Source organism: Methylophaga sp. UBA2689 (assembly GCA_002354555.1).
GTDB lineage: Bacteria > Pseudomonadota > Gammaproteobacteria > Nitrosococcales > Methylophagaceae > Methylophaga.
The window spans coordinates 1-13286 of record DELT01000066.1; the positions used below are offsets into that span (position 1 = coordinate 1).

15 protein-coding genes are annotated in these 13286 nt (G+C 45.3%); 5 read left to right on the forward strand and 10 right to left on the reverse strand.

Annotation, left to right across the window (positions count from 1 at the left end):
• Positions 1-741 (forward strand): cation transporting ATPase C-terminal domain-containing protein (locus tag B3M51_RS07855; RefSeq protein ID WP_292758094.1); only part of this gene is annotated, 741 nt, incomplete at its 5' end.
• A 36-nt stretch (positions 742-777) separates the two neighbouring features.
• Here B3M51_RS07855 and B3M51_RS07860 read toward each other — a convergent pair.
• On the reverse strand, positions 778-2346 hold the full coding sequence (locus B3M51_RS07860) for a hypothetical protein (protein WP_292758096.1): 1569 nt from the start codon (positions 2344-2346) through the stop codon (positions 778-780).
• A 12-nt stretch (positions 2347-2358) separates the two neighbouring features.
• Positions 2359-3039 (reverse strand): tellurite resistance TerB family protein, encoded by a 681-nt coding sequence (locus tag B3M51_RS07865; protein ID WP_292758098.1) that lies wholly within the window; start codon positions 3037-3039, stop codon positions 2359-2361.
• A gap of 108 nt (positions 3040-3147) precedes the next feature.
• On the opposite strand from B3M51_RS07865, the gene B3M51_RS07870 reads away from it, so the two are divergent.
• Positions 3148-3672 carry a retropepsin-like aspartic protease family protein gene (locus tag B3M51_RS07870; protein ID WP_292758100.1) on the forward strand — a complete coding sequence of 175 codons (525 nt, stop codon included), beginning with the start codon at positions 3148-3150 and terminating at the stop codon, positions 3670-3672.
• Here the strand turns inward: B3M51_RS07870 and B3M51_RS07875 are convergent.
• The 7 genes from B3M51_RS07875 to B3M51_RS07905 all read right to left on the reverse strand — a co-directional run bounded on the left by B3M51_RS07875 (position 3658) and on the right by B3M51_RS07905 (position 9711).
• Positions 3658-4374, reverse strand: coding sequence for an ElyC/SanA/YdcF family protein (locus tag B3M51_RS07875; protein ID WP_292758102.1), 717 nt, complete (start codon positions 4372-4374; stop codon positions 3658-3660). The genes B3M51_RS07870 and B3M51_RS07875 overlap by 15 nt on opposite strands.
• 50 nt (positions 4375-4424) lie before the next feature.
• Complete coding sequence (locus tag B3M51_RS07880; protein ID WP_292758104.1) at positions 4425-5126, reverse strand: lytic transglycosylase domain-containing protein; 702 nt, start codon at positions 5124-5126, stop codon at positions 4425-4427.
• 5 nt (positions 5127-5131) lie between these two features.
• Complete coding sequence (locus B3M51_RS07885; RefSeq protein ID WP_292480407.1) at positions 5132-5584, reverse strand: CopD family protein; 453 nt, start codon at positions 5582-5584, stop codon at positions 5132-5134.
• 11 nt (positions 5585-5595) lie between these two features.
• Positions 5596-7125: a fumarate hydratase gene (locus B3M51_RS07890; RefSeq protein ID WP_292758106.1), complete on the reverse strand. Its 1530-nt coding sequence runs from the start codon at positions 7123-7125 to the stop codon at positions 5596-5598.
• 2 nt (positions 7126-7127) lie between these two features.
• A complete protein-coding gene (locus B3M51_RS07895) occupies positions 7128-8843 on the reverse strand; it encodes a proline--tRNA ligase (protein WP_292758108.1) in 1716 nt (571 codons plus the stop codon).
• Between the two features lie 71 nt (positions 8844-8914).
• Positions 8915-9250, reverse strand: a complete 336-nt coding sequence (locus tag B3M51_RS07900) for a phenylpyruvate tautomerase MIF-related protein (protein ID WP_292480413.1) — start codon at positions 9248-9250, stop codon at positions 8915-8917.
• A gap of 2 nt (positions 9251-9252) precedes the next feature.
• Positions 9253-9711, reverse strand: a complete 459-nt coding sequence (locus B3M51_RS07905) for a DUF4124 domain-containing protein (protein ID WP_292758110.1) — start codon at positions 9709-9711, stop codon at positions 9253-9255.
• A 55-nt stretch (positions 9712-9766) separates the two neighbouring features.
• Here B3M51_RS07905 and B3M51_RS07910 point away from each other — a divergent pair, with 55 nt between their 5' ends.
• Both B3M51_RS07910 and B3M51_RS07915 read left to right on the forward strand, forming a co-directional pair.
• Positions 9767-10579, forward strand: a complete 813-nt coding sequence (locus B3M51_RS07910) for an RluA family pseudouridine synthase (RefSeq protein ID WP_292758112.1) — start codon at positions 9767-9769, stop codon at positions 10577-10579.
• Between the two features lie 27 nt (positions 10580-10606).
• Entirely contained in the window at positions 10607-10870 is a 264-nt protein-coding gene (locus tag B3M51_RS07915; RefSeq protein ID WP_292758114.1) for a hypothetical protein, read from the forward strand.
• Here the strand turns inward: B3M51_RS07915 and B3M51_RS07920 are convergent.
• Complete coding sequence (locus B3M51_RS07920) at positions 10867-12186, reverse strand: MATE family efflux transporter (protein WP_292758116.1); 1320 nt, start codon at positions 12184-12186, stop codon at positions 10867-10869. The two genes, B3M51_RS07915 and B3M51_RS07920, sit on opposite strands and share 4 nt — an antisense overlap.
• 106 nt (positions 12187-12292) lie before the next feature.
• Here B3M51_RS07920 and B3M51_RS07925 point away from each other — a divergent pair, with 106 nt between their 5' ends.
• Positions 12293-13102 carry a sulfite exporter TauE/SafE family protein gene (locus B3M51_RS07925; protein WP_292758118.1) on the forward strand — a complete coding sequence of 270 codons (810 nt, stop codon included), beginning with the start codon at positions 12293-12295 and terminating at the stop codon, positions 13100-13102.
• Positions 13103-13286: the final 184 nt, after the last annotated feature.

Below are 13286 nucleotides of genomic sequence, written 5' to 3' on the forward strand. Positions count from 1 at the left end.
GCCAAGGAAGCGGCAGAAATGGTGTTAGCCGATGATAACTTTGCTTCGATTGCCAAAGCTGTTAGAGAAGGACGTACGGTATATGACAACTTGAAAAAAGCCATCTTATTTTTACTGCCGATTAACGGTGGCGAATCATTAAGTATTATTGCGGCAGTAATGGCTGGCATGACCTTACCAATTACACCTTTACAGATATTGTGGATCAACATGGTGAGTTCAATCGCTCTGGCGTTATCACTCGCATTTGAACCGGGGGAAGAAAATGCCATGAAGCGCAAACCAAGACAACGAGACGAAAAGATGCTCTCCGGGTTTCTGGTGTGGCGCATAAGCTTTGTGTCGTTACTGTTTGTGGTTGGAGTTTATGGCATGTTTTTATGGACCCAGTCTCAGGGCGCTTCAATTGAACAATCCCGGACATATGCCGTTAATACTTTGGTGGTGATGGAGGTTTTTTATCTGTTTAATGTGCGATGTTTAAACAGTGCATCCTGGTCAATCAAACGTTGGTTCACCTCGTCTGTCGTGTTTATTTCAATTGGAATGGTCATTTTATTGCAGCTGATTTTTACTTACGCGCCATTTATGAACACGTTATTTGAATCAACACCAATTGGTTTACGCCATGGTACCGAGATCATTGCGGTGGGTATTGTTATGTACTTGATTTTAGAGCTGGAAAAATGGCTGCGTCGATTTATGAGCAATCATCATAACGTTGAAGAAACAGCCAGTTAAAGAGGAAAGTTGGTTGCTCTCAATTGCCAAACGGTTTTATTTTCGTCGGGGAAAGTGTTTTATTAGACTGCGAAACACCAAAATGATAAAACCGCTTAAACCAAATAAAATTAATGCTATTGGCCAGGGAATAGGGTGTGGTTTTGGATTTACAGGCGTTTGCTCGTGAAAAGAAGCTGGGATATTACGTTCAGCTAACTCAATAGTAACCCATTCATCTCTATCGGCCGGTGCCGTTTCCAGATATTCGTTAAAACTGTATACCGGCGCATCACCATAGACCCGACTTGATGGTATTTGCGGTATTCGGACAAACCAGAGGGCCTCAATAGAATCAGCAAGAATTTTTTCGTAGCTAGAAAGCGATCGTGTTGTTTGACCGGTTGATAAACGTAGTAAATCTTCCCCAATAGCATCAAATGCTACAGCTGGTAACAGGCGAGTGGTTTCGGTCGTCAGATAATCATAAATCTGTCTGGCTGCATTCAGATCCATTTCAACAAGAGCCGTATAAAAATAGGCACCAATCGCCTGAACATAGCCATTTATGCCACGTGTGGGAATATTCCAATCCAATGCTCGCAGGGTATCGATGCTGATTCCGGTACAGTTGGCGTCGGCGTGGTTATAAATAAAGTGACCCCGATAGAAATAATTTATTATCTGATTAATGGATTGTTGAAATTCTGCTGCTGGCTGACCATTCTTAAGCGTTGCCACCAGCATGTATGACGGCCGATAATAATTTTGTCCGGCATTGAGGTCTGCCAGATAGTTGTCCATTGGTGTCACCGCAGCAATAATGCCTTTTTCACTGATGGTTTCCAGATTATAAAAATTATTGACCAGCCAGTCAGAGTAACTGCCATCATCGTCAAACTGGCCAGTCACTATTGCAAAATGTCCTGCCAGAGCTTCATGATCATCTCCCTGAGCACCATTAAGCATCAAGCCTAAAACCGGTTTACCAGCAGCCTTCATGGCAGAGCCGGGTATTCGCTCCCACAACAGCCGACTTTGATGTGGTTGTTTTACGCCGCCATCATCAGCCTGAACCAGAGTTTGCAAATCTTCATCTTCGCTGAGTGGCAATAACTGATAATTGTTAATTGCAAAGTCCAGGGGCCAGACGGTGCGCGCGATAAATGCATCATCAGTCATTTTGCCGCGTAAACGGATATCACGTTTTTTAAAAAACTCGGTAGTATTTTGATTCCAGAATGACTGATTTTGTGGAATTTTAGCTATTGTTTCAAAATTGACTTGTGTGCCGTCATCCAGAATAAGTGATTTGCCTGATTTATTGAGTCTGGCTGACTCAATTAAAGTAGGGGAAGCAATCCATATAGGGATGTTGTCATTAATTTCAGTTTTTTTTTCCAACCATTTGGGGAGGGTGACTGATGCAGAATCTGGCGTTGGTAGGGAAGCAATAATCTCTTTGTCGAAATACCATTTAGCCTGATCTGATAAATAGCAGTTTGTACAACTTCCACTGGTCAGTGGAGGTTGTACCATTTCGGCTGAAACAGGATCAAAAAATGGTGTTGACTGGGCATAACTTGTGCCCAGCAACACAATGAACAGGGAGGGTATAAATGACATGCGGCTAGCATATCATGCGACAGCGTTATTTTTAGCGTGGTGGATTTCGGCCTTTAAAGACCCATCAAGTTTAAGCTGACGTGCAAGCTCATCCAGGTAGGCTTTTTCCATAAAACTATCTTCATCTATCATAATCAAACTGGCTAGATACATTTCAGCGGCCATTTCCTGCGTAGACGCTAATTTGGCAATTTCAGCAGGGTTAACCGGTTTTTTTAACTCAGAATCTATCCAATGTTGTAGTTCAGGATCATCTGTGATTTGGGCAACTTGCTGATCAATTAACAAACGTTCCTGATCATTAATATGCCCATCAGCTTTGGCTGCACCAATCATGGCTTGTAATATTGCCTGGCTATGCAATTCAGCTTCTGGGGCGGGTAAGCGGTCTATGGTTTGTGGTATGGCTTGAGATGCTGTTTGTTGATTGTTTTGTTGCCAGCTCTGGTAAGCTTTAAATGCAACAGCACCCAATGCCGCCACACCGCCATATTTCAATACACTGCCACCCATTTTGCGTGCTTTTTTATTGCCTAGCAAAAGACCTACCGCTGTTCCGGCCAAAGCGCCACCACCAGCGCCAGTTAAAAACTGACCAATTTTATTGTCACCACTCTTGGAACCATTACTTTGGTTGTCCAGAAATTGCTGACCAGATTGTAGAAGTTTATCCATCAGACTACGTGTGTTCATTTGCTAATGTCTCCAGGTTTGGATGTAATTTAAGTGGCTTGCCCGCATAATGTGATTCTCTGACCGCGGTTATATTGAATTGGTTTTACCTTAACTGAATTAACTTAAATGAAAATGAATCCAGCACATCAACAAGGCTCGTCAAAAGCATTTACCATTATTTTCTGGTTATTATTAATGGGCTCGCTGACCTTATTTTTTAATGGCTTTATTGAACAGAAATATAATCCTAACCGGCATCTGGTGGAGATGGAGGCAGGTCTGGGTACAGATGTGGTGTTATTGCGAAATCAGGCAGGACACTATGTTGCTCCGGGATTTATCAATGGACATGAAGTGACCTTTTTGTTGGATACCGGAGCAACCAATATCAGTGTGCCGGCAGGAATTGCCAGAGAGGCGGGTCTGAAGCAGGGCCGACAGGCGATGGTCAATACGGCAAATGGCGTGGTTCCCGTGTATTCCACTGAAATAGATACCGTGCAGTTGGGAGCCATCAAATTACAGCATATTCAGGCGCATATTAACCCTCATATGTCAGACGATATTGTGTTGCTTGGTATGAGTTTTATGAAGCATCTGGAGATGACACAGCGTGATGGTACGTTGACGCTCAGTTTACCTGGGATCTGACGCTTGGCCGTTTTTTTCAACAGCCCATTTTTCATAATGTGAACCGGGCTCACCCGGTTGAAAACAACACGCTACCCAAAAATTTCCAATCAATTCCGTAATTACTGATTTTGTACCATCACTGGTCTGCCACCATTTATTGAGTTCAAAACTTTGTGGCGACGCCGCATATATACCTATTTCGACAGAGGGAAATGCTTGACGATATAAACTGCGAGTCCGTCTGGCATGTACATTACTGGTATGGACATTTAACCCTTTTAAATCAGCCTCATTCAACGCCAGCCAGTCTCGCACCATTACCGCGCTGAGATAGGTACGTTCCTGTGCGGATTCCGGCGCAGGAATCACAATCAGCTTCTCAGCATCCAGACCATGTTGCTCCATAAAGGCGCCCGCCTGTTCAGCATAGGTAGCATGGACGGGGCTTAAGAAACGAATATTCGGGCCACCAGTGGTGATCAAATATTGATATTGTTCGGCATTAAATATCGCCAGGGCTGCCAGCAAACTCTCTTCATCCTGCCAGCCTTCCACCACCAGATAGCTTCGATCAGATACGGGTGCGGTAGGAGCCAAAATAACGGCTAGCTGTTTCAATAGAAAAAAACTGCTAATGGTCAGCAGTAACAAAATTAATAAACCACCCCAAATTGTTGGAAACCACAACTGACGTTTTCGAAATAAGGTGAATTTAGACAAAAGCTATCCCTGATAATAAAACGATTATGGTTAAATCAGAACGGTCTGGCTCAGCCTTCCTGTCCATAACGCTGATGCAAGATGCCCACGCGCTCAACATATACTTCTGTCTCGGCATAGGGAGGAATACCCTTAAATCGTTTGACCGCGCCAGGACCAGCATTATAGGCAGCCGTTGCGAGTTTGATATCCCCATCGAAAGTATTCAGCAAACCGGCCAAATACTTTACGCCACCCTCAATATTCTGTTGCACATCAAATGCATTGGTGACTCCCAGATCTTTGGCAGTACCAGGCATCAGTTGCATCAAACCTTGTGCACCTTTTTTGGATAAAGCTTTAGCATTAAAAGCCGATTCGGCATGAATTACTGCACGGACCAGAGCGGCATCAATTTTATATTTTTTGGCTATGGTTCTGACCGTGTCTGCATACTCGTCGGTATTCAGACGGATGGTATGCCAATTTATCTTTGAGGTGGGATTACAGGCATAACATTCATAAGCCAGAACCTCAAAGTCACCATTTAACGGTTTCTTATCAGAAAAACTGAAACCTTCACCATCATTGGAAAGTGATTTATAAATGATGGTTTTATTGCTGTTAATGGATGTGGGCTTACGAACATCTATATCAGCATTGCTAAACTCCACCACACCGTCGCTATTTCGGACCTGTTTAATATCATTGGCCAGCACTTCCCCCGTCAATACGAGTGAAAGCAGTGAAATATAAAAAGCTTTAAGCATCATGGATACTAAAAATAACGGCCAGCCGAGCCAATGACAATAACTATTAACCCAAGAATGAGATTTGCTCGTACAAATTTGCGAATTTTATCCAGCTCATTGGCCGAGGCAATCCAATCATGTTCTGCTACAGCCCATTTGAGTTTACGGTACGGGTTAAAAAATACATGCATAAACAATAACATCATAAAAATTCCCAGTAGCAACATGATATGCACATGAATACCGACGGCGCCCATACCTCCCAACATAAATAGCATACCGAAGCCGGTAATCAATAAGGTGACCACTGATGCCCAAATCCATGGGAAAAAACGTTTAAAGACATTTGCCCATAGTGGAAAACGTTGTTCGGGTTCAAGTAAGGTGGCAGCAACGGGGCGTAAAAACATAAAAGCGAAAAACAATCCGCCTACCCAGATAACCGAAGCCAGTAAATGTAAACTTATTGCAATGCCCATAATAATTCTCTCTAAGTTGTTATCGTTTTAATGGGGATACCAGCAATTTTCTGCTGCCATTCCTGAGGACCCGTTTGATGTACCGAGTTTCCGCGACTATCAACTGCAACGGTAACTGGCATATTTTCTACATAAAATTCACGAATTGCTTCCATACCTAACTCTTCAAAAGCTATCAATCGTGAAGATTTAATCGCTTTGGATACCAGATAAGCCGCGCCGCCCACCGCAATCAGATAGGTTGAATGATATTTTTTGATTAAATCGACAGTTTGTTCACCACGCTCCGCCTTACCTATCATGCCTAACAGACCGGTTTTGCCCAGCATGGTTTCAGTGAACTTATCCATCCGGGTTGCTGTGGTGGGGCCAGCTGGACCGACAATTTCATTTTTAACTGGATCCACCGGACCAACGTAGTAAATAAAACGATTATGGAAATCCAGACCTTCCGGTAACGATTCACCACTATCCAGTAAATCAGCAATTTTTTTATGAGCCGCATCACGACCAGTTAAAAAGTGGCCAGTGAGTAATAAGGTATCACCGGGTTGCCATTGTTTGATCTCATCATGCGTTATTGTGTCGAGATTGATACGCCGGGTATTTTCTGCAGCCTGCCAGGTAATTTCCGGCCAGTCGGTTAAAGAGGGTGGGGTGAATGTTGCCGGACCAGAACCGTCCAGCGTGAAATGAACATGACGGGTAGCAGCACAGTTAGGAATCATTGCAACGGGAAGCGAAGCCGCATGCGTCGGATAATCCTTGATCTTGATATCCAACACCGTCGTCAGACCGCCTAAACCTTGGGCACCAATTCCCAGTTGATTTACCTTTTCATATAACTCAACCCGCAACTGTTCAGTGGCCGTTTGTGGGCCACGTTCCAGCAAATCCTGAATATCAATATCTTCCATCAGGCTCTGTTTAGCCATCAGCATGGCTTTTTCTGCGGTACCTCCAATGCCAATGCCGAGCATGCCTGGCGGACACCAGCCTGCGCCCATTTTGGGAACGGTTTCCAGCACCCAATCCACCAGACTGTCACTCGGATTCAAAATAGCGAACTTGGCTTTGTTTTCGCTGCCACCCCCTTTGGCGGCAATATCAATTTCTATTTTGTCGCCGGGCACCAGTTCGGTATAAATCACTGCTGGTGTGTTATCCCCGGTGTTTTTACGAGTGCCAATCGGATCGGCGACAATAGAAGCGCGTAATACATTATCTGGACGCTGATAAGCCTGACGCACACCTTCATTGACCATATCTTCCAGGCTTTGATCGGTCTGCCATTGCACCTGCATACCGACCTTGAGAAAGACATTCACAATGCCGGTATCCTGACAAATCGGCCGGTTGTTTTCGGCGCACATCCGTGAATTGACCAAAATCTGTGCTATTGCATCTTTGGCCGCGGGAGATTGTTCACGCTCATAGGCTTTGCTCATAGCCTGAATAAAATCCTGGGGATGATAATTGGCAATAAACTGCAACGCATCAGCGATGCTTTGTACAAAGTCTTGTTGGCGAATTACGGTCATATTTATGGTGTTGCCAGCTTTTGTTGAATCGCTTCAAGCACACTATCCAAAGCGAATTCATCTGCTTCACCTGATGCCCGATGTTTATACTCAATCACACCGTTATCCAGTCCACGTTCACCCAGAATCAAGCGATGTGGAATGCCGATAAGCTCCATGTCGGCAAAAGCGACACCAGGACGCAAGCCACGATCATCAAGCAACACATCGACGCCGGCAGCAAGCAACTGCTGATAGATTTCTTTGGCTTTATCACGAACCCGTTGTGATTTATGTGCGTTAACCGGCACCAATACCACTTCAAACGGTGCGATAGCCTGCGGCCAGATAATGCCATTTTCATCGTTGTTCTGTTCGATAGTGGCTGCAACCACACGAGACACACCAATGCCGTAACAACCCATGGTGATGACCTGGGATTGTCCGGTTTCGGTTAACACCACGGCATTGAGTTTGCTGCTGTAATTTTCACCAAGCTGGAAGATATGACCTACTTCAATGCCGCGGGCAATTTCCAATGTACCCTGGCCATCAGGGCTGGCATCACCAGCGACTACATTACGTAAATCTGCAGTCTCAGGTTCCGGACAATCGCGGCCCCAGTTCACCCCGGTCAGATGTTTTTCATCTTCATTGGCACCACAAACAAAATCTGCAATGTGTGCCGCGGCATGATCGATTACCATTGGAATGTTCAGGCCGACCGGACCAATAGAACCGATATTGGCGCCAGTAGCTTCGTGAACCTGTTCCGGTGTGACAAAGGTTAAAGGTGCAGCAATTAAAGGATGTTTTTCTGCCTTGATTTCATTAAGTTCGTGATCGCCACGCAATACCAAAGCGACAACACTGTTTTTCTCAGCGCCTTCTACCAGCAATGTTTTCAGACATTGCGAAGCATTTACTTTTAGAAAGTTGCTGACATCCTCAATCGTATGTTTATGGGGAGTATCAACGGTTTGCATGGTGGCAGATGCTGCAGGACGCTCACCTGCTGGTTTGACTGCTTCAGCCAATTCAACATTGGCAGCGTAATCACTGCTATTGCTAAAGGCAATCGCATCTTCACCGGAGCTGGCCAGCACGTGGAATTCATGCGAGGCATTACCGCCGATACTGCCGGTATCAGCCAGCACCGCACGGAAATTCAATCCGATTCGCTGGAAAATACGCGTGTAAGTTGCATACATATCATCATAGGTTTGCTGCAAAGATGCTTGATCTACATGGAAGGAATACGCATCTTTCATCAGAAACTCACGAGCGCGCATTAAACCAAAACGTGGACGGATTTCATCTCGGAATTTGGTCTGAATCTGATAAAAATTCACTGGTAGTTGTTTGTAACTGCGAATCTCCTGACGCACCAGATCTGTAATGACCTCTTCATGAGTTGGCCCATAGCAGAACTCACGTTGATGACGATCGGTGATACGTAATAATTCCGGCCCATACTTTTCCCAGCGCTGGCTTTCCTGCCACAGCTCCGCTGGTTGCACAGAAGGCATTAATACCTCCTGGGCTCCGGCTTTATTCATTTCCTCACGCACAATTGCTTCGGTTTTACGCAGTACCCGCAAACCCATCGGCATCCAGGTATACAGACCGGATGCCAGACGGCGGATAAGGCCTGCCCGCAACATTAACTGATGGCTGACGATTTCGGCGTCTGCAGGTGTTTCTTTTAAAGTGGAAATGAGAAGCTTCGAAGTACGCATGGAAAAGGTGATTCCTGATTATTGAATTAAAAAACTGCGCTGACACACTGTATCAGCGCAGTTGAACTTTGTTAGAAAGTACTATGATCCCAGCCCCAGTTTTGTCGTTCAGAGTCGGTCATACTGATATATACACGGCTGCCACTGACGCCAATCTGCTCTTCAATCATCGAACATAAAGCATCGGATAACGCTTTGCGGTCACTAGGTAGACCAAGCGAACGATAATCCAGAATAGCGGTAGGCTCAGTACTGCCGCCAAAAGACATCGCCATTTTGGACTCAACAGCCACCATCACATAACTTTCCGGTTTACCAGAAGCCTGCGCTACGGTTTTACTGGCAACTTTAAGCAAGGTTGTTTCATCATTTATAGGCTGATTGGTTACAATATTTAAATAAGGCATGGTTACTTCTCCTGTTTACAGAATTGGTTAACTTGCTGTTTAAGCGTGCTTATTTTCTGTTGTCTTTCTTCTTCGGTAGGGCGGGTCACATTGCCCTCTGAGTCCATCATGCGCCGACCAGGATTGTCCTGATACTGCTGCAAATTAAAGTTGGCAATTCGACAGTTTTCTGCCAAAGCTTCAGCAGCAAGTTCTTCCTGCTGTTGAGTTTGTTGTTGCTCTTCCCGGGCTTCATCGGTTGCTTTCTGTTGTTCAATCAGCAACTCGATTTCTTTTTTAGCCGCTTCCGGATTCATCGATGGTGGAGGTGGAGTACCCATTTTTTCATAGGGTTTATCGACGGGTGGGGTTTGTGAGTAGATGACTTCACCATCATCATCAACCCACTTGTAAGCATCCGCCTGAACTGTCATGGCAATGACTAAAGCAAGACAGCAAGCACTTAATTGCGGTATAAACATCACGGATACCTAATCAAATAAATCGTTATTCTACGCCAAAGCGCTATTTCATAAAATGTCTGATCATACTGTTCGTTTTGAATTAAAAATCCCGGTGCAGCAAGGCTCAGCAAATGCCATCGATCTGCTGGCTGAAAGCTGTGAACTTTCTCGTCAGCAAATTAAGCAGGCGATGAGCAAGGGAGCTGTCTGGTTGCAAAAAGGTAAACGTACTCAGCGTTTGCGTCGAGCGACAAAAACCCTGAATTCTGGGGAGGTGTTACGACTATATTACGATAAGCGTTTATTGGACCATATCCCCGAAGCCCCTGAGTTATTACAAGATTTTGGTAGTTACAGTGTCTGGTTCAAACCACCCGGAATGCTGGCACAAGGAACAGAGTGGGGAGATCATTGCAGTTTATTGCGGGTATCTGAGCTTGCCTTTGATAAACCGCGACAGAGTTTTCTGGTGCAGCGTCTGGATCGTGAAGCCTTTGGTTTGATGATTATTGCCCATCAGCAAAAAGCGGCGGCTCAGTTATCTACCTTGTTTCAACAACGAAAGATTGAAAAGCACTATGAGATCGAGGTGGATGGTGACGTTCAATGGCAAAAACTGACAGTTAATTCCCCTTTGGATGGCAAACATGCTGTCAGCCATTTTGCTAAACGTACTTATGATGCTGATAAAAACCGAACAACGTTAGATGTCTCAATCGAAACGGGACGTATGCATCAAATTCGCCGTCATTGCGCATCAATCGGGCATCCGGTCAGCGGTGATTCGCGTTATGGAAGAAAAAGCCAAGATGGGCTGCAGCTCAAAGCCAGCCGTTTGCAGTTTGACTGCCCTATTACCCATAAAAAACAGATATTTAGCTGTTAGGGGCTGTTTATCTTTCAGAGCCTAAGTATGTTGACATTGATCGTTGAGCGGCGTAATTATCCATTGTCGATCTCAATGGAGAAGTTTGTAATGAGCAAGACTGAACAGCAGCGGGTTCAGGATCCCGAATACGGTCAGATCGGTGGGGATGATGATCGCCGGCGATATCAACGTCGACAGGGCTTGGATCGACGAGAGTTGATTCGTTTTGATTTGAGTCATGTTAAAAGGCGTTCTGGAAGGGATCGCCGTTTAGTACCCGGAAATCAACAGACCAGAAAAAATCATTAATTCGGATCTGCCAGACGCATTATCCCGCCTATATAGAGACTTTGGGAAAGGCCCCTTGCTGCCAGAAAAATGAGCAAAGCGGCCCATAACCCGTGATTGCCAAATGGCTGTAGCAGGTAAAAAGCTGGCAGATAGCAACATAATGCTGAAAACAACATGGTGTTACGCATTTCTCGACTGCGTGTTGCTCCAACGAACAATCCATCCAGCAAATAAGACCATACCGCAATCAGCGGCGCGATAATCACCCAGATAAGATGGATACCAGCATATTCAATGACCGCATCTATACCGGTTAACAATCGAATAATCCATTCGCCAAACAGCAGATACGTCAGCGAAAACAAAGCCGCCATTAATACTGACCAGAATGCAGTCAAGCTAAGTGCTTTTCTTAACATGGGGGGGGATTTACGCCCTATGGCCTTGCCGGTTAATGCCTCGGTTGCATTGGCAAACCCATCCAGTACAAAGGCCATCAAAGTAATAAAGTTCAACAGCACACTATTGGCAGCCAAGACTGTATCGCCCTGCCGGGCGCCCTGGGTGGTGAACAGAGCGAAGCAGGAGATGAGCAAAAAGGTTCTGATCATCACATTGCCATGAACAGTTAAGCCATGCCGGCTTTGTTGCAGCACTTTCTTACTGAGTGATAATCGAATACCGCTTTTACTCAGCCCGTAATGATTGAGTAATATCAGCCCCATTATCAAACCGGTGTATTCAGCGATAACAGATGCCAGAGCAACGCCATCCACATCCATTCCCAGGCCCATGACAAATAAGCCATCCAGCAGAATATTGGTAATATTGATTACCAGCACCATCAGCAAAGCTGCTTTTGACGCCTCACGACCAATAAGCCAGCCCAGTATGGCGTAATTGATAAGTGTCGCTGGTGCGCTCCAGATCCTGATATCAAAGTAGATGGCGGCAAAATGTTCTACGTCACCACTGCTGTCAACCAGATGCAAAGCCACATCACGTATCGGAATCTGCAGCAGCAATAATAGCAATGCAATTATCAATGCCAACCAGATGGATTGCATTAATACAGCCTGCATTTTTGCGGTACTATTTTCACCATAAGCCTGTGATGTCAGGCCAGTGGTGGCCATTCTGAGAAAGCCAAACCCCCAGAAAACAAAGGTGAAAATCATGCTGCCAATCGCTACGGCACCAAGGTAATGTGCTGCACTGAGATGGCCAACCATCGCTGTATCGACCATTCCCAGCAGTGGGGTAGAGATGTTTGCGATAATCATCGGTCCGGCGATTCGCCAGACCTGGCGGTGCGTTACTATGTGTTCTGTCAAATTAACTATCCATCAAATTAAGCCCGTCATGTCTCGGGTACCCTGGATTCAAAAGTTGATATAGCTTGGAAAGCAATGATCTTAACGAATAAAAACAGCATACCCTATGGATGTGAAGCTGATGTGGATTGAATGGTTAAGTTATGCCGCAGCCGGAATGGTAGCCGGTACGCTTGCGGGGTTATTTGGTATCGGCGGTGGGCTGGTAATTGTACCGGTGCTGGTATGGCTTTTCAGTAAACAAGGAATGCCGGATCAATATCTTATTCATATGGCGGTTGCCACTTCACTGATGACCATTGTTGTAACATCAATGTCTTCTATCTTCGCGCACTGGCGACTGGGAAATATTTCGATGCTGGCGGTTACCCGGTTGGTTCCGGGATTACTCATCGGCAGTTTTGGCGGAGCTCTGCTGGCCAGTTTGATCAGCGGTGATAAGCTGCAGATATTCTTTGCCACCTTTGCTTTGTTAATGGCATTTCGGATTTGGCTACCAAATGCCAGGGCAACATTTCCTGCATTATTAAACCGATTGCCTTCCAGTCTATATGGTTTGTTTAGTGGTGCCCTTTCGGCGCTAGTCGGTATCGGTGGAGGAACATTGATTGTCCCTTATCTGCTGATTGCTCGTCTTAAAATTCAACAGGCGATTGGATCCGCTGCATGTTGTGGTTTGCCAATCGCCATTGCCGGAGTGATTGGCTTCATTGTTTTTGCCCCCAATGAAATAAATCAGCAATCTGCCTGGCAAACTGGCTTCGTACATTGGCAGGCATTTCTTGGCATTATCCTGACCAGTGTGATTTTTGCCCAGTTTGGTGCCCGACTGGCCAAACGGTTACCTGCAGTTTGGTTGCGCCGACTGTTTTCGCTATTACTGATTTGTGTTGCCGCTTATTTTTTCAGTAGATAATGTTAGGGCTTGTTTATCTTTCATCTCCGCCTCTTTTCAGTTACAACCCGAAGGGCCGGGCTATTTTTGCGACCGCCTGCGTAGTATGAAATACATCCCTGTATTTCACCGCTACGCGGCCAGCTAAGCTGTTCAAATGAGTTCCAGACTCATTTGAACAGCTTATGTAGGAAGGCTACACGGC